Source organism: Shewanella sp. SM95 (genome assembly GCF_025653595.1).
Lineage (GTDB): Bacteria > Pseudomonadota > Gammaproteobacteria > Enterobacterales > Shewanellaceae > Shewanella > Shewanella oncorhynchi.
The window spans coordinates 87,677-109,673 of sequence record NZ_JAKKSE010000018.1; the positions used below are offsets into that span (position 1 = coordinate 87,677).

At 46.1% G+C, this 21,997-nt stretch carries 22 protein-coding genes; 7 read left to right on the plus strand and 15 right to left on the minus strand.

Features of this window, described 5'->3' with window-relative positions; all coding sequences use genetic code 11:
• The first annotated feature begins 229 nt into the window (after positions 1-229).
• The gene (locus tag L5M29_RS17790) at positions 230-1,045 is read left to right on the plus strand and encodes a transporter substrate-binding domain-containing protein (RefSeq protein WP_263169185.1); all 816 of its coding nucleotides are present in this window, start codon (positions 230-232) and stop codon (positions 1,043-1,045) included.
• A gap of 147 nt (positions 1,046-1,192) precedes the next feature.
• Here the strand turns inward: L5M29_RS17790 and L5M29_RS17795 are convergent, their stop codons facing one another.
• Together L5M29_RS17795 and L5M29_RS17800 are read right to left on the minus strand one after the other, a co-directional pair.
• Positions 1,193-2,155: a hypothetical protein gene (locus L5M29_RS17795; RefSeq protein WP_263169187.1), complete on the minus strand. Its 963-nt coding sequence runs from the start codon at positions 2,153-2,155 to the stop codon at positions 1,193-1,195.
• 1 nt (position 2,156) lies between these two features.
• Positions 2,157-2,543, minus strand: coding sequence for a PadR family transcriptional regulator (locus tag L5M29_RS17800; protein WP_105251375.1), 387 nt, complete (start codon positions 2,541-2,543; stop codon positions 2,157-2,159).
• Positions 2,544-2,954: 411 nt separating this feature from the next.
• On the opposite strand from L5M29_RS17800, the gene L5M29_RS17805 reads away from it, so the two are divergent.
• Positions 2,955-3,602, plus strand: coding sequence for an excalibur calcium-binding domain-containing protein (locus L5M29_RS17805; protein WP_263169188.1), 648 nt, complete (start codon positions 2,955-2,957; stop codon positions 3,600-3,602).
• Between the two features lie 287 nt (positions 3,603-3,889).
• On the plus strand, positions 3,890-4,237 hold the full coding sequence (locus L5M29_RS17810; RefSeq protein WP_263169192.1) for a thioredoxin family protein: 348 nt from the start codon (positions 3,890-3,892) through the stop codon (positions 4,235-4,237).
• 19 nt (positions 4,238-4,256) lie between these two features.
• On the opposite strand, the gene L5M29_RS17815 is transcribed toward L5M29_RS17810, so the two are convergent.
• The 3 genes from L5M29_RS17815 to L5M29_RS17825 form a co-directional block, all read right to left on the minus strand.
• Positions 4,257-4,772, minus strand: coding sequence for a NifB/NifX family molybdenum-iron cluster-binding protein (locus tag L5M29_RS17815; RefSeq protein WP_105251373.1), 516 nt, complete (start codon positions 4,770-4,772; stop codon positions 4,257-4,259).
• A complete protein-coding gene (locus L5M29_RS17820) occupies positions 4,769-5,065 on the minus strand; it encodes a DUF134 domain-containing protein (RefSeq protein WP_012088215.1) in 297 nt (98 codons plus the stop codon). The genes L5M29_RS17815 and L5M29_RS17820 overlap by 4 nt, the downstream gene beginning before the upstream one ends.
• Positions 5,066-5,597: 532 nt before the next feature.
• Positions 5,598-7,112 (minus strand): ATP-binding cassette domain-containing protein, encoded by a 1,515-nt coding sequence (locus tag L5M29_RS17825; RefSeq protein WP_263169195.1) that lies wholly within the window; start codon positions 7,110-7,112, stop codon positions 5,598-5,600.
• A 357-nt stretch (positions 7,113-7,469) separates the two neighbouring features.
• Between L5M29_RS17825 and L5M29_RS17830 the strand changes: the two genes are divergently transcribed.
• Positions 7,470-7,721: a DUF2999 family protein gene (locus tag L5M29_RS17830; protein WP_006083102.1), complete on the plus strand. Its 252-nt coding sequence runs from the start codon at positions 7,470-7,472 to the stop codon at positions 7,719-7,721.
• Positions 7,722-7,880: 159 nt separating this feature from the next.
• Here L5M29_RS17830 and L5M29_RS17835 read toward each other — a convergent pair whose 3' ends face one another.
• From L5M29_RS17835 to L5M29_RS17870, 8 genes are all read right to left on the minus strand, one after another.
• Positions 7,881-8,267 (minus strand): carboxymuconolactone decarboxylase family protein, encoded by a 387-nt coding sequence (locus L5M29_RS17835; protein ID WP_263169196.1) that lies wholly within the window; start codon positions 8,265-8,267, stop codon positions 7,881-7,883.
• 118 nt (positions 8,268-8,385) lie between these two features.
• Positions 8,386-8,949: a hypothetical protein gene (locus L5M29_RS17840; protein WP_263169197.1), complete on the minus strand. Its 564-nt coding sequence runs from the start codon at positions 8,947-8,949 to the stop codon at positions 8,386-8,388.
• Between the two features lie 622 nt (positions 8,950-9,571).
• Complete coding sequence (locus tag L5M29_RS17845; protein ID WP_263169200.1) at positions 9,572-10,048, minus strand: hypothetical protein; 477 nt, start codon at positions 10,046-10,048, stop codon at positions 9,572-9,574.
• A gap of 8 nt (positions 10,049-10,056) precedes the next feature.
• Positions 10,057-10,293 carry a hypothetical protein gene (locus tag L5M29_RS17850; RefSeq protein WP_263169202.1) on the minus strand — a complete coding sequence of 79 codons (237 nt, stop codon included), beginning with the start codon at positions 10,291-10,293 and terminating at the stop codon, positions 10,057-10,059.
• Positions 10,294-10,767: 474 nt separating this feature from the next.
• On the minus strand, positions 10,768-12,069 hold the full coding sequence (locus L5M29_RS17855) for a HipA domain-containing protein (protein ID WP_263169205.1): 1,302 nt from the start codon (positions 12,067-12,069) through the stop codon (positions 10,768-10,770).
• A 3-nt stretch (positions 12,070-12,072) separates the two neighbouring features.
• Positions 12,073-12,309, minus strand: coding sequence for a type II toxin-antitoxin system antitoxin HipB (hipB, locus tag L5M29_RS17860; RefSeq protein WP_263169219.1), 237 nt, complete (start codon positions 12,307-12,309; stop codon positions 12,073-12,075).
• A 404-nt stretch (positions 12,310-12,713) separates the two neighbouring features.
• Positions 12,714-14,351, minus strand: coding sequence for a chaperonin GroEL (groL, locus tag L5M29_RS17865; RefSeq protein WP_011847850.1), 1,638 nt, complete (start codon positions 14,349-14,351; stop codon positions 12,714-12,716).
• Between the two features lie 57 nt (positions 14,352-14,408).
• Complete coding sequence (locus tag L5M29_RS17870; RefSeq protein ID WP_006086113.1) at positions 14,409-14,699, minus strand: co-chaperone GroES; 291 nt, start codon at positions 14,697-14,699, stop codon at positions 14,409-14,411.
• Positions 14,700-14,923: 224 nt separating this feature from the next.
• Here L5M29_RS17870 and L5M29_RS17875 point away from each other — a divergent pair, with 224 nt between their 5' ends.
• The gene (locus L5M29_RS17875) at positions 14,924-16,291 is read left to right on the plus strand and encodes an MATE family efflux transporter (RefSeq protein ID WP_173246972.1); all 1,368 of its coding nucleotides are present in this window, start codon (positions 14,924-14,926) and stop codon (positions 16,289-16,291) included.
• A gap of 1 nt (position 16,292) precedes the next feature.
• Here L5M29_RS17875 and L5M29_RS17880 read toward each other — a convergent pair whose 3' ends face one another.
• The gene (locus L5M29_RS17880; RefSeq protein ID WP_113940006.1) at positions 16,293-17,282 is read right to left on the minus strand and encodes a LysR family transcriptional regulator; all 990 of its coding nucleotides are present in this window, start codon (positions 17,280-17,282) and stop codon (positions 16,293-16,295) included.
• A gap of 128 nt (positions 17,283-17,410) precedes the next feature.
• Between L5M29_RS17880 and L5M29_RS17885 the strand changes: the two genes are divergently transcribed.
• Together L5M29_RS17885 and L5M29_RS17890 are read left to right on the plus strand one after the other, a co-directional pair.
• Complete coding sequence (locus L5M29_RS17885; RefSeq protein WP_105251364.1) at positions 17,411-18,493, plus strand: efflux RND transporter periplasmic adaptor subunit; 1,083 nt, start codon at positions 17,411-17,413, stop codon at positions 18,491-18,493.
• Positions 18,494-18,496: 3 nt separating this feature from the next.
• A complete protein-coding gene (locus tag L5M29_RS17890; RefSeq protein WP_263169208.1) occupies positions 18,497-21,583 on the plus strand; it encodes an efflux RND transporter permease subunit in 3,087 nt (1,028 codons plus the stop codon).
• A gap of 203 nt (positions 21,584-21,786) precedes the next feature.
• On the opposite strand, the gene L5M29_RS17895 is transcribed toward L5M29_RS17890, so the two are convergent.
• A partial coding sequence (locus L5M29_RS17895; protein ID WP_263163063.1) for a transposase occupies positions 21,787-21,997 on the minus strand: 211 nt, incomplete at its 5' end.

Sequence of the window (21,997 nt, forward strand, 5' to 3'; positions counted from 1 at the left end):
GCTCAAACTCTGATGAATAAAAAACCAGCAAAATACGGGCAAATATCATTTCTATGTGCCGTATCGCACATTTTTAAACCCAAAAGGACAAAATGTCCGCCAGCAGATCACATTTCAACCGTGTGTTAGTGCGAAATCATGGTAATGAAATAATCTTGCTTGAATAAAAATGAACCCATTTATCAGGCTAGCTATACTCTAAATAACTCAACACTTTGAGAGACACGCTATGCAACGATGGAGCAATATGCACATTTGGAGTGTGTGGGTAGGCCTTTTCTTTTGTGTCTCGGTTCATGCAACCAGCAAATCAACAGCAGAAACCACAGCGATGATTGCTGATAAACCTATCATTACGATGGCGTTTTATGAGGACCCCAAACATAACTTCTACTTTAAATGGGCTGAACTGATTTACGCCCAAGCCTTTGAACGCTTAGGATATGACTTCTCCTATCAAGTGGTTCCCGCAGCCAGTGCCAGTATGATGGCGGACTCAGGTAAAGTGGATGGCGAGCCGGGGCGAGTATCTCGTTATGGCGAAAAGTTTACCAACCTCATTCGAATTGAAGAACCGGTTATCGATACCCATTTAATTGCCTTCGCGCACAATCCCGAAATCAAAATACCTGACTGGCAAGCACTGCAAAAGAGTCAATACAAGATCGAATACTATCGAGGCGTGTTCCTCGCAGAACAAAAGCTAAAGGGACTCATTCCTAAGGAGCGTCTGACTGAATCTTCATCCCCTGCGAGCTCCTTTCGTAAAATGCTCCGCGACCGAATCGATATCTATATTGATACGGAGGCAAGCTCATTGGATCTATTACAAACGCCTGAGTTTCAAGGCAGCAAAATAATCGCGATTACCACCCTAGAAGAACTCACCAGCTATGGTTACTTAAATAAACGTCACGCGGCACTCGCCGTTAATCTTGCTCGGGAGCTCAAACAGATGAAGCAAGAAGGCATATTTGACACCTACAAACAACAGGCCCAAAAATCGCTTAATAATGAAATGAATCATGGCGATACCCCAGAATAAATCAGCATCGACGGTAAAAGTCGTGTCTTACTTTTCTCCACAGAAGATGGCACTAATGTAAAAAGCCTGTTCAATCATACTGAACAGGCCATGTATTCGATGAAAAAGCGCATAAAACTCACCTACAAAACCTAGGTTAAACCTTACTTATTTGCTTGCGAGTTTACGCCAACGCACCCCATCGCGAATCACCTCATAGCCAGGGAACATAGCGGCAATCACTAGAGTATAACTTAGCCAATGTTCTAACTGTAATAACGTAAACTCCCCATTTAATTCAGCTCCTTGGTTTTGTACTTGGCTTTGTAATAGTGGCGAACTAAAGGCCAGAAAGACTAAGAACGAGGCATAAGCAAGATTGATCCCCATATTCGCCAGTAACAATTCAGTAGTCCACACTCGGCGGCGTAGTTGCCAGAGACTATTCCCCATAGACAGCAAAATAATAGGGCTAAACCATTGCAACAATTGCTGAGCACTGGCGCTGAAAATCACAGTCCGCGCGGCTAATTGCTCGCTACTCATCCACACAGAACACCAAATCACAAGTAAGAGAAAAAGATATGTCGCCAGATCGGTAAACACATCGCTTAAACTAATATGCTGCCAACCGGGCCCAACCTTAGGCAAATTCTGCGGCTGCCATTTTTGGCAATTGCTGCCAGATAGGGGTTTCCCCTGAGCCGAGAAACTCCAAAAGGCCAACAGGATAGCGGTAAAGGCAAGACAGGCATCGCCGATAAAACCTTTGGCAATATGGTGGATAAATCCTAATAGATCCCCCTCTGCAGAGCCCAACCATTGAGTCGTGCCGCCCACAACCTGCAGCACAAACAAGACCCCAAGCACAGTGAAAAGTGTATGTTTAAAAAGCGGAATATCCTCAGAGGCAATAATAGGTACTGCCGGAACAAATTGCTGCGCGACCTTACAGGGATGACCCATTTGCTTTAATACCGCGACAATTTGCGCTTCAGTCAATTCACCTTGTTCAGATAGGGCATCCAATTGGTCGCAGATATTGGCTTTTAATTCACGGCCTATTTCCTGACGTTTATTCTCGGGTAATTCTCGCTGCACCGCGGCGATATAGCGATCGACTAATTCCATATCAAATCTCCTCTGCACTCTCGTCTGAGCTTTTCATATCAGAGCCATTAGTGTCAGCGCTTTGCTCCAGTAAAAAAGCCAAGGCGCCATTAAGTTGCTGCCATTCATCGGTCAGTTGACTGAGCAACTCAGCCCCCAATGACGACAATTGGTAATAACGACGCTCACGCCCTTCGGCCTGTCGCCACTCACTATCCAACAATCCTTGATCGGCTAGGCGGCGCACTAAGGGATACAGAGTCCCTTCGTCAATATCGATACCGCCTTCCTGCAACTGTTTGCGGAGCGAATAACCGTAGTGGGCTTGTTTTAATAATCCCAGTACCGCCAACACTAATACCCCACGGCGCAACTCGAGTCGCATTTTGACTAGCTGTGAACTTGTCATTGTCGAATTCCTGTCCTTAACACTGTGTCACACACACTGTGTGCCACACAGCAAATACTATGTAGCACACAGTAAGATTGCAAGTTTTCATGCACGTTTTTTGATCGATTTGTTTATTGTTAATGCAATCTATTGTTTGTATTGAATTTACCAAAATGCCAACCGTTTCTGCTAAGTGCTCACATTTCCCCACCGCCATACACTCAATGCGAATGAGTCACACATAAGCAAATTCAAGATAAAAAATTGCAAAACTTCCTTTGCTTGAGTAACTTAGCATCCAACATTGAATAGCCGATTCGTCAACCTAAGTACGGTTTGCTCCTTAAAAAAGATAAATCTGAACGACTCAAGTAAGTATTGATATTCAATAACTAAAAATATTAAGCGGTTAAATTAAGGACATAGAAAATGCTCATGGATAGAGGCGTGCTGGTACGCTGGAACGATGAAAAGGGATTTGGCTTTATTCAGCCTGAAAAAAACGCAGCCCAAGATGTGTTTATTCACATTTCGGTGCTGAAAAAGATGGCGAGAAAACCCATAGTGGGCGACAGCATTCTGTTTCAAACGGAAGTGCAAAATGACGGCAAAAGAAAAGCGGTTATCGCCTCGATTGAAGGCGTCGCTGTCGTTGCAGCGAGTGCAACAACACGCTCCCACTCTCATATCCAATCACGCAATGAAAACTTCAATAACAAAAACAAAGCGCATTACCATAGCCCACGAAAATCCTCTTTTAATACGATAATCCCGCTGCTAATCATCGTGGCCATTGTTATCTTTGGCTTTAAACAATACCAAGAATTCAATGAAGCTCCTGCAATCGATGAAGTACCAGTCCTCACGAATGAAGACACTCAGCCAATGCCCATGTATGAAACTAAAGCGCGAACACAAGCAACGGCAACACCAAGTTTCCAATGTGAAGCGGGTAAAACCCATTGCAGCCACATGAGTTCCTGTGCTGAGGCGACTTTCTACATCCAAAATTGCCCCAATACTCAAATGGATGGTGACGATGATGGCATTCCCTGCGAGCGCCAGTGGTGCAGTTAGCAATGCGACATATGTAAAGTCACGCGTATAACCTTAAGCCTGAGCAGGTAGCAGGTAGCAGGTAGCAGGTAGTGAAATGATAAATAATCTAAACAATGGCGAGATAGCCTGACAGGCATACAGCAAACCGGAGTGATTGCAGCCTGTATCGGGCTTCTCATGCTTGGCTTATTCTACCTTGGTCAATTTATCGGTAGTAGCGTGGTAAAAATGGGCTGGCTTTAACCCTAGAAATACGCAAACTAGCCCATGAATTCATACCCATAGCAACTTCAAAATGGTAACGCATGCACACTGATATCATCACGCACATTGATTCACCTGAAATACTGGAGTCCATGTTAACTGAGCATGCGGCGGTGCTGTTGTTATTTGGCGCGCCAAACTGCGGTGTGTGTCAAACGCTCAAACCGAGAATTGCTGAGATGTTGGTGCAAGAATTCCCGCAGATGCGGATGGCCTATATTGATTGCCAAGCCCAAGGTGAGATAGCGGCGAGCCGCAATGTATTTGCCTTGCCTGTGGTGGAATGTGTGTTTTATGGCAAAACCTTTGGACGGTTTTCCAAGGTGTTTTCGTTAGTGGATATTCGAGGGGCGCTTGCCCGCCCCTACGCTTTAACTGTGGCGGAATAATTCAAATTAAACACTGAGATTATTTATTTACCAAGGGTCTAAACCCAGCGTAATGCACTGACTTATCGAGCTTAACCTGTACTGCTGGCGTGCTTATAAGACGTGTTGAGCTAGGTGCTGCTTTAGCTTTACCGCTGCAACCACAGCCGTCACCTGTAGAATGACAACATCCGCCCTTGGCTGCATGTTTGAGTGAAGCGCGGCCTTGGGATGCATCCGTCAATCTAAGATTAAGATCCGCCGTTTGTGCCAGCAAAGTCGCCACTGTTTGACTGGCACTGCCTTTACTCACGCTAATCCCCGCATCGAGCAACTTTCCTAACATTCGCTCACCGATATTCTGCACAAGTACAATGTCGGTACCTTGTTGAATAATCAGCTCTAGTAAGGCTTTTTTAGCACTACAGTCACCTTCAATTGCCGGGTTATCGACCAGTTTGATTCGTTGAAACTGTTCATTATAAAAGCCAATTTGTAGGGCTTTCGTAAAGTGACTGGCGAGGCGTTCGCGGCTCATCGGCATGGCAATAATCATGATAAATCCTTGTCTGTTTGGGTTGGCAGCCTCAAGGCTTGACCTTGAGTAATGGCCGTCGCCACCTTTTTGCGGGCATTGGCGAGAAGGTATCCAAAGGTTTGCCGAGAGATCCCCATCAAGGCCGCTGCTTCGATCTGGCTTAATCTTTTAACATCACCCAGTTCGAGGGCCTCAAACTCATCGGCCTCTAATTGAATATGGGTTAATTTAACCGCAGGGATCCCATTAGGCTTAAATAGGCTACAGGGCACACAGCTCGATAATTGACGGCATTTTTTGGGTCTTGGCATAACGGTTTTTATCTTTAAGTCGTCTTAAATGTCTTGAAATCGTGTTTTAGGTCTTAAGTGCACATCTTCGGTACTACGAGTAACACTCGGGCTCATCTAGCTAAGGGAGTCCATAGTTCTGGATTCTCAAGCGTAATAACTGACTTGATGAATAAGTTCAGTGGATGAACCATAAAACTGTCACGAGTTTCTGGCCTAGGCCAGAAACTATTATTCGCGCCAACGACATTCAAAACTGTAAGACGGCTCACAGTTACCTATATCAAGCATGACTAATTAACAGAACTGCTGTCTGACGAATGGGGGATTAAACACTAGGGCGATACCCTCATTATCGATATGTGGTGCATCTCAGTTTTCACTGGAATACGAAAATCTTTCGCGCCACAGGTATATTGCCATTGAGCGTGACTAACACACTCAATGGCTAGCGCCCTGTAAAGTCAATTTTAACCTGCGTTGGAGTGCCGAGGGATAATGACAAACTCTGCAAACAAAGAAGCAGCCGTTAAGCCGCTGTTATTGATGATGTTCATGGATTTAAACGGGTGAAATCCTCAGACTCACTATCGCTCACCTGTACCGAATAGCCGTCATCTTGCTTAATAAAATCGACAAAGTTTTTAATCGCAGGTAAGGCATCTTCCCTATGGTGCGACACGTAAAGCAATTGGCTCAGATGATGCTCGGCTATCATCTCCAGCGCCCGCATCACTAAGGTGCGATTGATAAAATCTAAGCCCTGATACGGCTCATCTAAAATCAGTAACAGTGGCTGTTTAATCAAGGCACGACCTATCAGCAATAACCGCTGCTGACCATAATCGAGCTTCTTAAAGCTCGTGCTCGCCAGCCCTGTCATGTGCAAAATAGCCAACCATTCCTTCGCCAAATCCAGCTGAGGTTTAGTGGGTTTATGGTACAGGCCAATAGAGTCAAAAAAGCCCGAAAGCAGCACATCTAATGCCGAGCAACTGACGCGATATTGCAAGTGCAGCGCCGACGACACTATGCCAATCCGTTGTTTAATCTGCCAAATACTCTCGCCGCTTCCGCGAGGTCGGCCAAAGAGCGTGATGTCATTGCTATAGCATTGGGGATGGTCGCCTAAAATCAGCCCCAGCAAAGTGCTTTTACCGCAGCCATTTGGGCCGCGAACTTGCCAATGTTGCCCCGCCTCGATGCGCCAATTCACGCCGCTGAAAATCAGCCCACTGACATATTCCACTCTGCCATTTTTAATCTCGACCAGAGGATCAAACGCCTCGGCGTTGTGCCTTTGCCGCTCCATCAAGGCCAAGAGTTCATCGCTACGTTGCGCCGATAACGCATTCAGCTGCGCCATCACAGGATGATTGTGCCATTGCTCAATCGACATCGACGGGCTGAGTTTGTGCACACTCTGCCCCGATTTGAGCATCTCACCATTAAACAGCGCCACATGACTGATGCACGGCGGCAATTCTTCTTGGCGAGAGGTAATGATCAGCAACTGGCTATGCTCGGCCACTTCACTCAGCAGCTCAGATAAACTCGCCTGATGTTCAGCATCGAGCCCAGCGTAAGGGTCATCTAAAATCAGCAATTGCGGTAACATTGCCAGTGCACGTGCCAGCATGACTCTGCGCGTTTCGCCCGTGGATAATTGCCGAAAACCGCGCAGGCGCAGCGGCTCAAGCCCAACCTTTTGTAATAATGCTGGGAGTTGCTTGGCATCTTGGCAGCATTCCAACACTAAGGATTCGACACTCGAACCGTAATCCAACTCGTCTTTTTCTAACTCGCGCTCCAGCAACGCTTGCTGCAGTCCAAGTGACACCCAGCCGATACGTTGCGGCAGGCCAGCAATCGTCCCTTCATCGGGCAGAATATCACCCGTTAATATTCGCCCGAGCAAGGAACCACAATAACTGTCGGTCGCGAAAATCGCCCAATGTTCAGCAGGGTGCAGTTGCCACTCATCGACCACTAGCACCTCATTATCACGCCCGTATCGTAACTGTTTAACCACAATACTTTTGTCTTGGTTCGCGACAACATCAAGCATAACCACAGTTCCTTTCTATTTTTAAGGGATGATAAAAGCCAGCGATTACCCAATCGCATTGATCCATGATATCTAAGGCAATAATATCTAGAGCCACAATATCTTAGAGCATGATATCTAGAGCCATAATATCCAATGCAACGGCTCACGATGCACGACAGTCGCTCAGGTTTTATCGGCAGATTTTGGGGAATACGTCACCAGAGTAAAGCTTATTGGGGATAAAATCTAATGCGCTTAATGGCATAGGTAAAGCGTGGCAACATCCAACGGGTACAGCATGTGTGAGGCAACCACTCTGGCAGAACTGTGATAAAATCGGCACCTGTTTAACTTTCATATCAACAAGGTAATGCAATGAATCCCATTATTGCCATCTTAAAAGAACACAACGTCAGTGACGCTAAAATCCAAGAACTGTTTCAAACATTAACCGAAAATCCATTAATGGCGATGGGTACGCTCGGTCAATTAGGCATCCCAGCCGAAAAATTACAACAACTGCTGGGGCTAGTGATGCAGAAACCAGCCTTGATCAAAGAGGCCGTACTTGAACTCGGTTTGGATTTTTCAAAAGTAGAAGCCGCAAAAGCCCAACTGCAAAAATAAGCGCAGACTGTTCAAGTTTGTAGCCATCATGCGCTAGGGGAATGCGCGTAACTCAGATCCCCTAGCGAATGTTAAAACCACTAAACCTCAATGTAACTAAATCTCACAGCAACTAAACCTCATAGCCATTGACGCTCAAAATGATTAATACCAAGTGAGCTAACTGTGTTGCGCCTGCCACTCCTCAATCGCCTCTTTCGCCGCTCGAAAAGCTTCAATCCCCGCAGGCATACCGCAGTAAACGGTGCAATGCAGTAAGACTTCTTGGATCTCTTCAACCGAGCAGCCATTGTTTAGCGCGCCCCGCACATGGCCCTTTAATTCAGTCGGCGCCTTTAATGCCGCCAGCGTCGCTATGGTAATCAAACTGCGCGTTTGCCTTGAAATGGCATCACGCACCCAAACCTCACCCCAGCAATTGGCCGTGACTAAATCTTGCAGCGGTTGCGTAAAATCCGTCGCACTATTGAGCGCCTTATCCACATAGCTATCGCCCATCACAGCACGACGCACCTCAAGCCCCTTTTTGTATTGCTCATCGTTCATCGATGCATCCTTTTTGTTATGTGATTAAGCTATGTGATTAAGCTCTGTAATTAGACTTATTGAACCGCCGCCAACCAATCTGCCCTATATCCTTACCAACTGTAACTGATTACTAACGTTAGATTGAGCGCACCCAAGCAACGAACTCTTCGGCGAGTCTGGGAGGGTTACAGGCCTCTGTCTGATCTGCGATCTCGTTATAGTACTCGAGCTCGTGAACTATGATGGGTACAGAACGACCGAAAACGCGACTAACGGTTAAGTTGGAATGGAGTGTAGAAGCGACAACACATACTGCGGCAACAAATTGCTCGGTTATCTCCTGACCGAGCTCAAGGCAGCGATCAAAATCGACATCTTCCTCCGCATCACTGTACCCGAGACCGAGATCGGCCACCCAGCGAGCTAAGATATCCGCAGTCTGAGAGTCAGGATCCCCAAAGACGAGGAGTTCGTTTTGAAGCCAGAAGGCATAGTTCCATTTTGCTTCGTCAGAGCTAGAAGCCTTTGGAATCGAGGCATGCCACTCGTCGACTGTGTTATAGCCGACTGTCAGCGTAGGTAGACGGGGATCGTCATATTCGTTGTTGATATAGAAAGACAATGCATAAATCTGCTCCGCCTCAGCGGTTGGTATACTCTCGAGCGCTTCGGTAATAGCACACTGAAGCGCGGTAATCATTGGGATATTCATACTGGGTTTCCTGCTCGTTTAATGCCGCATTTAGCGAATGAAAATAGTGCATTGTTATTGAGAATAAGAGCTTAACCCACTATTTTTGTTCAGCTTAAATGTCTGCCAATACATTAGTATTCAACCAATTTATCATTAGAATAGTCTCCAATCTATCACACATAAGACTGCCATTTTTATATAACCCTACGGCCAAGTCATAGAAGCTTGGAATACTCAAAGACACCTATATTTTTCTTGTAAATAACTCAGAAAGAAATGTGTCAGTCCTCGCTTTCGATCTTATCAAAGGTCGGCAAACTCTTTTGCTGCTCGTTTGCGGCTTAACAGCGGAAGCTGATGCTTAAGCACTGTCATTCCAGTGACACGCCACCCCTTTTATTTCACAAGAAGTATCCATGAGGGCTCGACGACGGCATCTGCTGCATACGAAAGTGCAAATGCCGCGATCACATGGATGTGAAAGAGCGGCCATGCCGTCAACGGTCACTTACATGCCAATGCTTAATCCAACCAACTATCCAGTTATCTGTATGCCTTTTTTACAAGCATACACTCTGCAAATTTAACAATGGATGGCTCGTTAAATTTTCGTTTGCATATAGAAGAACTAGCTATACTGGACATTAAAGTCCTTACTGCCACCGCCAGCACCGTCCATCCACGTTAGCCTAAACGACTCTCTTACAGCGCGGTTACTGCATGAGCTTGTTGCTAACAACTTAACAGACTCAGAGCTATCCAAGCTACAAGGGAACAGAGCTTCTATTTCTGAATTTATAACAAAGTAAATTTCCCCTCCAAAGTCTATTCTTACATCCCTAGCAGGAGCTGAGCCAACATTGGTAATAACTAGTCGCTTACTACTACCAGAAATGACAAATCTAGCGGTAAAGTCTGCCTTTGCCTTACTTAGCTCACGCTCTTTAGCATCTTTTAGTTGAAGAGCAGTTAGCTCACGCTGGAGACAGCCTAACTCTCTTAGTAGATCTTTCTGCTTACGATGGATTATCACACTATGTACTAATGAGCCCCCCGCAAATATCGCTGCTGCAATAGCCGCTATATCACTAACGGTCAATTCCATAAAGCCCCCTACTTCCTAGTAAACTTAATATTCTTATTGCCCTTAAATGCATTCTCGAAAGACTTGGTTAAAGAGTCACCGACCTCACGTAAAACCTTAGTTCTAAGCTCCTCCATAAAATCGTCAAAATTCTCCTTATGACCGCACTCCTTACAAATCATAAACTTTCGATGCTCATCAGTATGAACAGGCTGAGCACCACAAACAGGACATTTAGGTTGCATTGCTTCCTCTGAAATAGACATATTCAATCCTTGATAACATTAGGCTATGTTTAAGTATAATATTCATACACTTGAGCAGATTATCACGGTTAAATTGACCTCGCTATTTAAAGCTTTATGAATTTAATGTGCCACCAATTGACCAAAGATGGGACAGGTATAAATCTTTTAGATTTAACAGCCGACACCAAGACCGCACAAGTTCACCCTCTCCTGCGAAGTTGCCGCAGGGCGTTGGAATAAATTACGTGAGTCCGGACATGGATGTCCGGCTAGCTTCCGTAGGTACAGGGGCGGCAAGGGAGATCCAAGAGGGAATTGCTGTTGATCCCCTCTTGGTCGGGTGTGGGGTGAAGCCCCACGACTTTGATTCACCTCGGCAAGACGGACAAAGATGGGATATGCACAACTCTATAGATTAACAAATAAAGCGAAGGTGACAGGAGTACCCCCTTCCCTGCGAAATTAACGCTGGCTGATAAGATGTAGCTAGCACTACACTTCCACATCCCTGATCTCGGCGGCAAAACTAAGGTAACGATCACATCTCGCCAGCAACTGCGCTTTGTAATGAGCCACAAATACTGTTTCACTCTCATCGAGGGCCGGGAGCATTGAAATCACACCATCTATTGCCTGTGGTATTCTTCGCGCTATTGTCGTTAAGTTACTGATTAATAAATTCCTTGGTAAATCTAAGCCATCAATAAATGCAGCCAATTGATACGCGTAAATGCTGTTTGGATCAAATTCATCATCAATTGCCATCGCAAGCTGTTGTTCAAAATCTTCATACATAGCCACGCTGACCAAATCGTACCAAGGAGTTGGCTCCATTCCGCTTGGCGTCATAAAAAATGAGTAGTTTTTACCGTGTGCATCGGCATTACCGGCCAGTAAATTGAACAGCGCCCATTGCAACATGTCTTGCTTAGCAGCCACTGGATTACGGCATGTTGCAGCAAGACTAAAGAGCCTGTTAAAACTTACCCCTTCACGAATATCTTTAACATCACGCCCTGAACCAAAATTACGTTCATATTTTTTGCTAACACTAAAACCAAGTGCTTGGCAGCTATCGACAATATGCCTTCTTAATACCCTTTGCTCATTTGGCATATAACGTCGGTCAAAGCGTTCGACACAGAGTACTTTGTAATGGCCAAAATGAACGATATCAACATTAGCCACATTCATTCCAATCGCCTTAGCTAGGCGCATCGTCATAAATTCATTGAGCACTAAATGGCGATATTTTTCGAATTTAACAATATGGGTTGATGAAAGCGCACCTTCGGCAAATGCAAATTCTTCACCGTTATAAAACAGGTTTAATTTAGGTTGTACACCCGCTACCGACAGTCGAGGTTTGCCGTCCCAAATTTCCATCGGCCACATTGTGGGATCTTCAATTCGCTGAATAACTTCTTCAGCCTTAATTGGCCGTAATTGTGTTTCAGGCAGCAAAGTCCCCTTAGGAACAAATGCAACAGCACCTGCGGTATCGAGGCCAATTGCACGGATCAAGGCAAAGGTATTTCCCTTGGAGACGCCAAGCGATTCAATTAGATAATCTAATCCTTTGTTTTCCGGTAATAAGTTAACCAAAAACATCGATATCTGACTGCTACTTCCTATGCCATCTAAGGGAATTGTTGGGGATAGTGGGAATCCACTCTGTTGCCAGTCTTTGGTGTAATGTACGGCAAAGGTGTCGGTCGTCGCATCAAAGGATAATTCCCCGATAATTAAATCACCGAGGTGCATCTCTAACGTGAGCTTTTTGGAAGTACTCATAGGTTAATACCAGACGTTAGTTTCGGTGTCGCTGGTTTGAACCGAAACGATATCAACCCCCAGACCATCAAGGATTTTGAATACGGTTGAGATATAAACATCCTCACCTTTTTCAACTCGGATCAGCGTTTTTTTGGTTACGCCGCACAGCATGGCAGCCACGTCTTGAGTAAGAGCAGCACTTTTCCTTCGCTCTTTAATTAACAAGCCGAGGGATTGTTGATTTAGCGGTGATACCATCATCATCTCCAAAAGTGTAACTTCATACACCTTAGCCCTAAAACCAGCCCCATTCAATATAAAAGTGTACAGAACTACACTTTTGGATTGTTGAAAATGACAAGTCAACCAAAAGTGTACAATGTTACACTTTTATGGTCATTTCAGTGCTTAAATCCCAAAAAGTGTAGCTAAGTACACCAGAAACTTACCCAAATTACCTGACCAAAAACAAAACCCCGAAACTGTTACCAGTATCGGGGTTTTCTTTTACAAGAACTTTGGTTTGAGGCTTTTAGGCTCCAGACCAGCAAAGTATCTTACGTTGGATAAATCGAGTTAGAACAAGGCGCTTTACCACGACGTTTAGCTTTCTTAAACGAGTGGTGAAGCAACGCAGTTATCACCGATTTAGACAAGTAAGATTACATCATGCCGCCCATTCCGCCCATGCCACCCATTCCGCCCATATCTTGGCTAGCATTTTGTGGGATCTCAGCAACCATAGCTTCTGTAGTGATCATCAGACCTGCGATTGACGCAGCGAATTGCAATGCACAACGGGTCACTTTAGTTGGGTCAAGGATACCCATTTCTAACATGTCGCCGTAAGTGTCGTTGCCAGCGTTGTAACCGAAGTTACCGCTGCCGTTCTTCACTGTGTTAGCCACAACTGACGCTTCTTCACCCGCGTTAGTGGCGATTTGACGTAGTGGCGCTTCCATTGCACGCAGTGCGATAACCACACCGTGTTTTTGGTCTTCGTTTAATACTTCTACTTCAGCGATCTTAGAAGCTACGCGAACCAGAGCAACACCGCCGCCAGGAACCACGCCTTCTTCTACCGCAGCGCGAGTTGCATGCAGAGCATCTTCAACGCGGGCTTTTTTCTCTTTCATTTCAACTTCAGTCGCTGCGCCAACTTTAATCACTGCTACGCCGCCAGCTAGTTTAGCCATACGCTCTTGCAGTTTTTCTTTGTCGTAGTCTGACGTTGATTCTTCAACTTGTTGTTTGATTTGGCTTACACGAGCAGCAATTTGTGTTTGCTCGCCGTTACCATCGATGATGGTGGTGTTGTCTTTAGTGATCACAACACGCTTAGCTGTACCTAAATCTTCCAGCGTTGCTTTTTCAAGTTCTAGGCCGATTTCTTCAGCAATAACAGTACCGCCAGTCAGGATTGCTACGTCTTGCAGCATTGCCTTACGACGATCGCCAAAGCCAGGTGCTTTAACGGCAGCCACTTTCACAATACCGCGCATATTGTTCACAACTAATGTTGCTAATGCTTCGCCTTCAACGTCTTCAGCAACGATAAGCAATGGCTTACCGGTTTTTGCCAGACCTTCAAGGATAGGTAACAGTTCGCGAATGTTAGAGATTTTTTTGTCTACTAACAGTACGAATGGGTGGTCTAACTCAACGCTGCCCGTTTCTGGCTTGTTGATGAAGTATGGAGATAGGTAGCCACGGTCAAACTGCATACCTTCTACTACGTCCAATTCGTTTTCTAACGCTTGGCCTTCTTCAACTGTGATCACGCCTTCTTTGCCGACTTTTTCCATCGCAGTTGCGATGATTTCGCCGATAGATTCGTCAGAGTTTGCAGAGATAGTCGCAACTTGTGCAATCGCTTTTGAATCTGCACAAGGTTGTGATAAGGCTTTTAATTCAGCCACAGCAGCGATAACGGCTTTGTCGATACCGCGCTTCAGATCCATTGGGTTCATACCGGCTGCAACGGCTTTTAAGCCTTCAACAACAATGGCTTGAGCCAGTACAGTTGCAGTAGTAGTACCATCACCGGCGGCGTCGTTGGCTTTAGAAGCAACTTCTTTCACCATTTGCGCGCCCATGTTTTCGAATTTGTCTTCTAACTCGATTTCTTTGGCAACAGAAACACCGTCTTTAGTGATCAGTGGTGAGCCGAAGCTCTTGTCTAATACCACGTTACGGCCTTTAGGGCCTAAGGTCACTTTTACTGCGTTTGCGAGAATGTTTACGCCAGCCAGCATTCTTACGCGAGCGTCATTACCAAATACAACTTCTTTAGCTGCCATCTTGATTATCCTTTAAATTTTTAATGATTAATTGGAATGTCGAATTGATGCTGAGGATTAACCCACTACTGCCATCAGGTCAGCTTCCGACAGGATCAAGACTTCTTGACCGTCGATTTTTTCTTTCTTAACGCCGTAACCTTCGTTGAAGATCACCACGTCACCCACTTTGACATCCAGTGGCTTAACTGTGCCATTTTCTAAAATACGGCCATTGCCCACAGCAAGGATTTCACCGCGAGTTGATTTTTCAGCGGCGCTACCGGTCAGTACTATGCCACCCGCTGATGTAGATTCAACTTCTAGACGCTTAACGATTACGCGGTCATGTAATGGACGAATATTCATCTATGAACTCTCCTAATGATTTGATGCCCTACAATCGAGCCTATTTGTGATTAAAAAAACAGACACCTTAGTCTGCTCTTTTGCTGTCTGAGATATGGGGCTGACAGTGTCGAGATCCAAGGGCATTTACAAAAAAAACTTCAATTTTTTGATGTCGGTTTTTTCAAGTCCGCACAATCCTGCTAGAATCTCGCCTCCGCTCGCTAACAAGGCACTATTTTTCCATGAAAGACAGACACGGGCTGCTCACCGCGCCAATTGGTCGTGTACTGCTCAACATGAGCCTCCCCAACTTAATTGGCATTATGACCATTCTAGGTTTCAGCCTCGCTGACACTTTTTTTATCAGCCAATTGGGCACTGAAGCCTTAGCCGCCATCAGTTTTACCTTTCCGGTGACCTTAGTGATCTCGAGCATCGCCATTGGTATTGGCGCTGGAGTCTCGACCAATTTAGGTCGACTTATCGGTTCAGGTAATGCCCACAAGGCCAAAGTGTTCTTGCATGATGCCTTATTGCTCACCTTTGTCTTGATCGCCAGTTTAGCCGCTCTGGGTAGCATTTTTATTACGCCACTGTTTCGCTTACTCGGGGCAAACGATGACAGCTTGCCGCTGATCCACGACTATATGATTTACTGGTATGTCAGCGCACCGCTGCTGGTATTGTTGATGGTAGGCAATCAAGGTTTACGTTCCACTGGCGACACCCGCTCGCCGGCGATGATCATGGCGCTGGCGGCGCTCATCAATCTTATCCTCGATCCGTTACTGATTTTTGGTATTGGGCCATTTCCACGTTTAGAAATCCAAGGCGCCGCAATTGCAACCCTGTTTGCTTGGTTGATTGCCTTATCTTTGTCGGGATATTTGTTGATTGTCAGGCGCAAAATGCTCGAATGGGCCGCCTTTGACATAGACAGAATGCGCGCGAACTGGAGCAAACTAGCCCATATAGCACAACCCGCCGCCTTGATGAATTTAATCAATCCGTTAGCCAATGCCATTATTATGGCCATGTTGGCGCATATCGATCACAGCGCCGTAGCAGCCTTTGGTGCCGGTACTCGATTAGAGTCAGTACTATTAATAGTGGTGATGGCACTGTCGTCGAGTTTAATGCCCTTTATTGCGCAAAATTTAGGGGCAGGACAGCCACACAGAGCGAAAGAAGCCCTGCTATTATCGATAAAATTTATCTTTATTTTCCAAACCTTACTCTATATCCCACTGATCTTTTTAGCCGAGCCTATCGCGCATTTATTCAGTACCGATCCGCAGGTTATCGAATGGCTAAGTTTTTATATCTTAGTGCTGCCCTGCGCCTACGGACCTTTAGGTATAGTGATTATTGTCGCGACCTCGCTCAATGCCTACCACAGGCCTATGAGTTCATTAGTCATCAATCTGTGCCGCTTAGTACTGCTCATGCTGCCGCTAGCAGCCTTGGGATCGTATATAGGTGACGTTAAAGGCCTGCTGCTCGCGCTACCTGTGACCAATATTTTGATGGGAATTGCCTGTTATTGGCTGGCGCAGCGGATCTGTGAGCCCACAAAGATCACGACCGCAAACGCCATTAGCGAGGGGTAAACTAGCTTGATTTTTTAACGGGAAAGCGCAACACGTCGTCTGAAAACGCTCCCGTAGAGGCTTTGCAGGATCGACGTGGGCCTTGCTCACTCATGTTGATCGGCACGCCATTTGGTACTAACTCTTGCATGATATAGTCGATAAAGCGTCGACAGGCTAAACTCACGTAACGTCTTGATGGATAAGCTAAGAAACACTCGCCTTGGTGGGGCTGGATTTCAGGTAACAAAGTCACTAACTCACCGCTTTGTACATATTCATCCACGACTTCAGCAGGCGCATACACTATGCCGCGTCCTTGCAATCCAAACTCAACCGCCACTTCAATACTGTTGGAGCAGAAATTACCTCTGACTCTCACCTCTTGTTCTGAACCGATAAATAACTCATTAAAGATTTTGCCGTTGGATAAACGGAACATAGACACATTATGTGCTTCAATCTCTTTCGGTGTTTTAGGTGTACCGTGTGCCGCTAAATATTGCGGACTCGCGTAAAAACGTAAGTCAGTAGTAAAAATCGGCCGCACTACTAAATCTAAGGTATCCAACGCAGGCTCGACCACAAAAGCCACATCGAGATTATGTTTCACCATATCAACGGATTCTGAACTGCTGATGACTTCTAAGGTGAGTTTAGGATGCATATCCATAAAGCGGAAAATGGCTTGCATCAAGATTTTCATGCTGTGGATAGGGAACATTTGAATGCGCAAATGCCCGCTGATCTCAGCATCGTCATTGGTCATTTCGAAGAGGGTTTCGTCGAGCTGAGCCAAAATATTCTGCGAACGCTGGTAAAAATGGCTGCCCGCAGAAGTGAGCGTCATAGAGCGGCTCTGACGGTGGAACAATTTAATGTTCAGCTCATCTTCCAAGGCTTGCAAACGCCGACTCACAGTCGATTTAGGTAAGTTAAGTAAATCCGCCGCTTCAATCAAACTACCGGTTTCAGCAATTCGGTGGAATAACGCTAAGTCCTCTGTCTTCATTTTGACCTTAAGTTCAATCTCATTATGTGGGACTGATAATCCCAAAGTATCCCGTTTATTGCAACTAATTTAGCTGGTATCTTCGCGCCCAGAAATGCTGACAATTTGTTAACTAGGAAATCTCCACCATGAAATCATATCGACTCTTGCCGCTGACAATGCTGCTTCCAGCCCTGATCAGTGGTTGTTCGCCTGCGGAAAGTTCAGTGCAAGTGGCAACAATTCGTCCGGTTAAACTGTTTGAAGTACTCAATGTAGAAGACGGAGATTTCAGAACATTTCCAGCCCGCGTTGCCGCCAATAGTCGCGCAGAATTATCGTTCCGCATTTCAGGACAATTAACAGAATTGGCATTAGTTGAAGGGCAAAGAGTCACTCAAGGTAGCTTACTCGCAAAACTTGATGACAGGGACGCCCACAATAATTTAATGACCCGTGAGGCGGAGCATGAACTGTTAGCCGCTGACTTTAAACGTAAAGTCGAGCTACTCAATCGCAAGCTGATTTCACAATCTGAGTTTGATAGCACTCAAGCGCAACTCAAATCGGCCACCGCCGCCTTAGCCGCTGCACGCGATCAACTGAGTTACACCCGTTTAACGGCACCTTTTAGCGGTACAGTCGCCAAACGTTTAGTGGATAACCACCAAATAGTGCAAGCAAACCAAGGGGTATTAACATTACAAAACAATAATTTGCTCGATATTAGCATTCAAGTTCCCGAGTCGATGGCGGCGGGTTTGAAGCAATATACCGATCAAGCTCATTTTACAGCTAAGGTGCGTTTTAGTGCCTTCCCCGAGCAAAGTTTCGATGCCAAATTTAAAGAATACTCGACTCAAGTCACGCCGGGCACCCAAGCCTATGAAGTGGTGTTTTCGTTACCTCAACCTCAAGATATTCAGTTACTTCCAGGAATGAGTGCCGAGTTGACCTTAGCCTTAGTCAAAGATCCTAGTGCCCTCGCGTCAACGGTAGTGCCAGTGACCGCTATCGATAAGCGCGACCAAGATGGCCAAGTGCAAGTGTGGATTTATCAAGCGCAATCGGGTGAAGTAAAACCGACGATGGTGACGCTAGGACGCGTCAGTAATCAAGGTGTTGAGATTTTAACGGGCGTCAACAAGGGCGATCTCATCGTCAGCGCTGGAGTGTCTCAATTATCCGATGGCATGAAAGTCAAACCACTACGCTGGCAGCGTGGGGTGTAATTGATGAACATTGCAGAGTATTCGATACGCCACAAAGTCATCAGTTGGATGTTTGTGTTGCTACTACTCGTGGGTGGTAGCGTCAGTTTTACCGGTTTGGGGCAACTAGAATTCCCCGAATTTACCATTAAAGAAGCTTTAGTGATCACGGCTTATCCCGGTGCATCGCCTGAGCAAGTTGAAGAAGAAGTGACATTACCGCTCGAAGATGCCCTGCAGCAACTCGACGCCATTAAGCATGTGACTTCAATTAATAGTGCGGGTTTATCACAAATCCAAATCGAGATTAAAGAAAGTTACGATAAAACCAGCCTGCCGCAAGTGTGGGATGAAGTGCGTCGTAAAGTTAATGATGCTGCGGGAAACTTGCCGCCTGGCACAGCAACGCCACAGGTGATGGACGACTTTGGCGATGTGTATGGCATTTTATTTAACCTTTCGGGACCTGATTACAGTAACCGCGAGTTGAGCAATTACGCCGACTATCTGCGCCGCGAGCTAGTGCTAGTACCTGGAGTGAAAAAGGTTTCTGTTGCTGGCAACGTCACCGAGCAAGTCGTGATTGAAATCTCCCAGCAAAAGCTATCGGCACTGGGGTTAGATCAGAGCTATATCTATGGCTTAGTGAACAATCAAAACGTCGTCTCTAACGCGGGCAGCTTAGTGATTGGCGATAACCGTATCCGCATTCATCCCACGGGCGAATTTAGCAATGTGCAGGATCTCGCGCGTTTGATCGTCAGCCCTCCAGGTAGCTCTGAGCTGATTTACCTTGGCGACATTGCCAATATTGAAAGGGATTATGACGAAACCCCTAACGTGCTTTATCACAATAAAGGTGAAGCTGCGTTATCGCTGGGGATTTCTTTCTCTAGCGGTGTGAATGTAGTCGAAATCGGGCAAAAGGTCAGTGACCGTTTAGCCGAGCTTGAATCACAACGCCCAATCGGCATGAATTTAGCGACGGTTTATAATCAGAGTCAGGCGGTAGATGAGACAGTTAACGGCTTCTTAATCAACCTAATGGAATCTATTGCCATAGTGATCGCCGTGCTTCTGCTGTTTATGGGATTGCGCTCAGGTCTATTGATGGGCCTGATCTTACTGCTGACGATTCTAGGTACTTTTATCGTGATGAAAGTGCTCGGGATTGAGCTACAGCTCATCTCCCTCGGCGCACTCATTATTGCCCTTGGTATGTTGGTCGATAACGCCATTGTCGTTACTGAAGGCATTTTAATTGGTATCCGTCGCGGTAAGACCCGTTTGGAAGCGGCCAAACAGATAGTGTCCCAAACCCAGTGGCCGCTATTGGGCGCGACTGTGATTGCCATTATTGCCTTTGCCCCCATTGGCTTATCGCAAAATGCCGCCGGTGAGTTCTGCCGTTCTTTATTCCAAGTGTTGATGATTTCACTGTTTATCAGCTGGATCACCGCCATCACACTCACGCCGTTTTTCTGTCATCTGTTATTTAAAGATGCGCCGAGCGATGAAGAAGCCCAAGATCCCTACAAGGGCTGGTTCTTCAGCTTATATCGCACAAGCTTAATTGTGGCACTGCGCTTTAGGCTGGTGAGCATACTGCTGGTTGTGGCCATGCTGTTCAGCGCTGTGGTGGGCTTTGGTCATATCAAGAATGTGTTCTTTCCTGCTTCTAACACGCCGATTTTCTTTGTGGATATCTGGATGCCAGAGGGGACTGACATCAAGGCGACCGAGCGTTTTACCGCTGATATCGAGAAGTTAATGCTTGCGCTGGACGAGCAAAAAGACTTTGGGCTAAAACACTTAACAACCGTTATTGGCCAAGGTTCGCAGCGTTTCGTCCTGCCCTATCAGCCAGAAAAAGGCTATCCCGCCTTTGCCCAGTTGATTGTAGAAATGCAGGATTTAGACGCAGTTAAAGCCTATATGCCAGAATTAGAAACCTTGTTAAATCAACGTTTCCCACAGGCACAATATCGTTTAAAAAACATGGAAAACGGCCCTTCGCCCGCCGCCAAAATTGAGGCACGCTTTTACGGTGATAACCCTGAAGTGCTGCGCGCTTTAGGTGCTCAAGCCGAGGCGATTTTCCACGCCGAACCAAGCATGGATGGCATACGTCACAACTGGCGTAATCAGGTGCCGCTGATCCGTCCGCAACTGGAAAATGCCCAAGCGCGCGAAACAGGGATCAGTAAGCAAGATCTCGACAATGCCCTATTGGTTAACTTTAGCGGTAAGCAAATTGGTTTATACCGAGAAACCAGCCACTTGCTGCCCATCGTCGCCAGAGCGCCCGCCGAAGAACGTTTGCAGGCCGACAGCCTATGGAAGCTGCAAATTTGGAGCAGCGAACACAATACCTTTGTGCCCGCCACCCAAGTAGTCAGTAGCTTCAACACTGAGTGGGAAAATCCGCTGGTGATGCGCCGCGATCGCATGCGCATGCTCGCTGTGATGGCCGACCCTAAGCTTGGTAGCAATGAAACCGCCGATTCTGTACTGCGCAAAATCAAAGACCAGGTCGAAGCGATCAGCTTGCCCGCGGGTTACCGCTTGGAATGGGGCGGTGAATTTGAAACCGCAGGTGAAGCACAAGCGTCGGTATTTAGCTCAATTCCCTTAGGTTATCTGGCGATGTTTTTGATTACCGTATTTTTGTTCAACTCAGTGCGTCAGCCCTTAGTGATCTGGTTTACTGTGCCACTGGCATTGATTGGGGTTTCAGCGGGACTCTTGTTGTTCGATGCGCCCTTCAGCTTTATGGCACTACTCGGATTACTGAGTTTGTCGGGCATGGTGATTAAAAACGGTATTGTCTTGGTCGATCAGATCAACCTCGAGCTCAGTGAAGGTAAACCAGCCTATTTTGCCTTAATCGACTCCTGTGTCAGCCGTGTTCGCCCAGTGATGATGGCCGCGATAACCACTATGCTCGGGATGATACCGCTGATCCCCGACGCGTTTTTCGGTTCTATGGCGATTACAATTATTTTCGGTCTAGGCTTCGCTTCTCTGCTGACGCTCATCGTACTGCCAGTGATGTACAGCCTAGTATTCAATATCAAAGCGACGGCAACAGGAGGTCAATCACCCAGCTAACCTGCTCCGCATTTTATCCAAAAACGCTTCCCGGCGCGGCCGGTCAGTCATTCGTGGCTGGCTGGCCATTTCATTTTTGATCTATTGCAGTTTGAGGGACAATTTAAACAAACTCATCAATTAAATAAACAAGTTTGGCAAACTGAGATTGATCTTTAATTACGATAACTAGGGTCTGTTGATCTTTGCTGTACAAATGTTGTTCAGCAATACATCGGCAGCCACATTAACATAAACGCCAGTGACACCATACTGGCGTAATTTCTTGCTAGCTTGTCATATCTTGTTGATATTGCTCGATAGTGCTTAATTCTTCCAAAAGCATTCTCCACTAAATGTCGATACCGATATAAGCACCAATCGACTCTTTCTTGAGGTGTATTCTTATAGCGGCGCCTTGGAATAACAGATTTC

Excerpts from the sequence above, each read along its gene's own strand:
- L5M29_RS17790 (WP_263169185.1), top strand. The coding sequence starts at position 230 with ATGCAACGATGGAGCAATATGCACATTTGGAGTGTGTGGGTAGGCCTT.
- L5M29_RS17795 (WP_263169187.1), bottom strand. The coding sequence starts at position 2,155 with ATGGAATTAGTCGATCGCTATATCGCCGCGGTGCAGCGAGAATTACCC.
- L5M29_RS17800 (WP_105251375.1), bottom strand. The coding sequence starts at position 2,543 with ATGACAAGTTCACAGCTAGTCAAAATGCGACTCGAGTTGCGCCGTGGG.
- L5M29_RS17805 (WP_263169188.1), top strand. The coding sequence starts at position 2,955 with ATGCTCATGGATAGAGGCGTGCTGGTACGCTGGAACGATGAAAAGGGA.
- L5M29_RS17810 (WP_263169192.1), top strand. The coding sequence starts at position 3,890 with ATGCACACTGATATCATCACGCACATTGATTCACCTGAAATACTGGAG.
- L5M29_RS17815 (WP_105251373.1), bottom strand. The coding sequence starts at position 4,772 with ATGATTATTGCCATGCCGATGAGCCGCGAACGCCTCGCCAGTCACTTT.
- L5M29_RS17820 (WP_012088215.1), bottom strand. The coding sequence starts at position 5,065 with ATGCCAAGACCCAAAAAATGCCGTCAATTATCGAGCTGTGTGCCCTGT.
- L5M29_RS17825 (WP_263169195.1), bottom strand. The coding sequence starts at position 7,112 with ATGCTTGATGTTGTCGCGAACCAAGACAAAAGTATTGTGGTTAAACAG.
- L5M29_RS17830 (WP_006083102.1), top strand. The coding sequence starts at position 7,470 with ATGAATCCCATTATTGCCATCTTAAAAGAACACAACGTCAGTGACGCT.
- L5M29_RS17835 (WP_263169196.1), bottom strand. The coding sequence starts at position 8,267 with ATGAACGATGAGCAATACAAAAAGGGGCTTGAGGTGCGTCGTGCTGTG.
- L5M29_RS17840 (WP_263169197.1), bottom strand. The coding sequence starts at position 8,949 with ATGATTACCGCGCTTCAGTGTGCTATTACCGAAGCGCTCGAGAGTATA.
- L5M29_RS17845 (WP_263169200.1), bottom strand. The coding sequence starts at position 10,048 with ATGGAATTGACCGTTAGTGATATAGCGGCTATTGCAGCAGCGATATTT.
- L5M29_RS17850 (WP_263169202.1), bottom strand. The coding sequence starts at position 10,293 with ATGTCTATTTCAGAGGAAGCAATGCAACCTAAATGTCCTGTTTGTGGT.
- L5M29_RS17855 (WP_263169205.1), bottom strand. The coding sequence starts at position 12,069 with ATGAGTACTTCCAAAAAGCTCACGTTAGAGATGCACCTCGGTGATTTA.
- hipB (WP_263169219.1), bottom strand. The coding sequence starts at position 12,309 with ATGGTATCACCGCTAAATCAACAATCCCTCGGCTTGTTAATTAAAGAG.
- groL (WP_011847850.1), bottom strand. The coding sequence starts at position 14,351 with ATGGCAGCTAAAGAAGTTGTATTTGGTAATGACGCTCGCGTAAGAATG.
- L5M29_RS17870 (WP_006086113.1), bottom strand. The coding sequence starts at position 14,699 with ATGAATATTCGTCCATTACATGACCGCGTAATCGTTAAGCGTCTAGAA.
- L5M29_RS17875 (WP_173246972.1), top strand. The coding sequence starts at position 14,924 with ATGAAAGACAGACACGGGCTGCTCACCGCGCCAATTGGTCGTGTACTG.
- L5M29_RS17880 (WP_113940006.1), bottom strand. The coding sequence starts at position 17,282 with ATGAAGACAGAGGACTTAGCGTTATTCCACCGAATTGCTGAAACCGGT.
- L5M29_RS17885 (WP_105251364.1), top strand. The coding sequence starts at position 17,411 with ATGAAATCATATCGACTCTTGCCGCTGACAATGCTGCTTCCAGCCCTG.
- L5M29_RS17890 (WP_263169208.1), top strand. The coding sequence starts at position 18,497 with ATGAACATTGCAGAGTATTCGATACGCCACAAAGTCATCAGTTGGATG.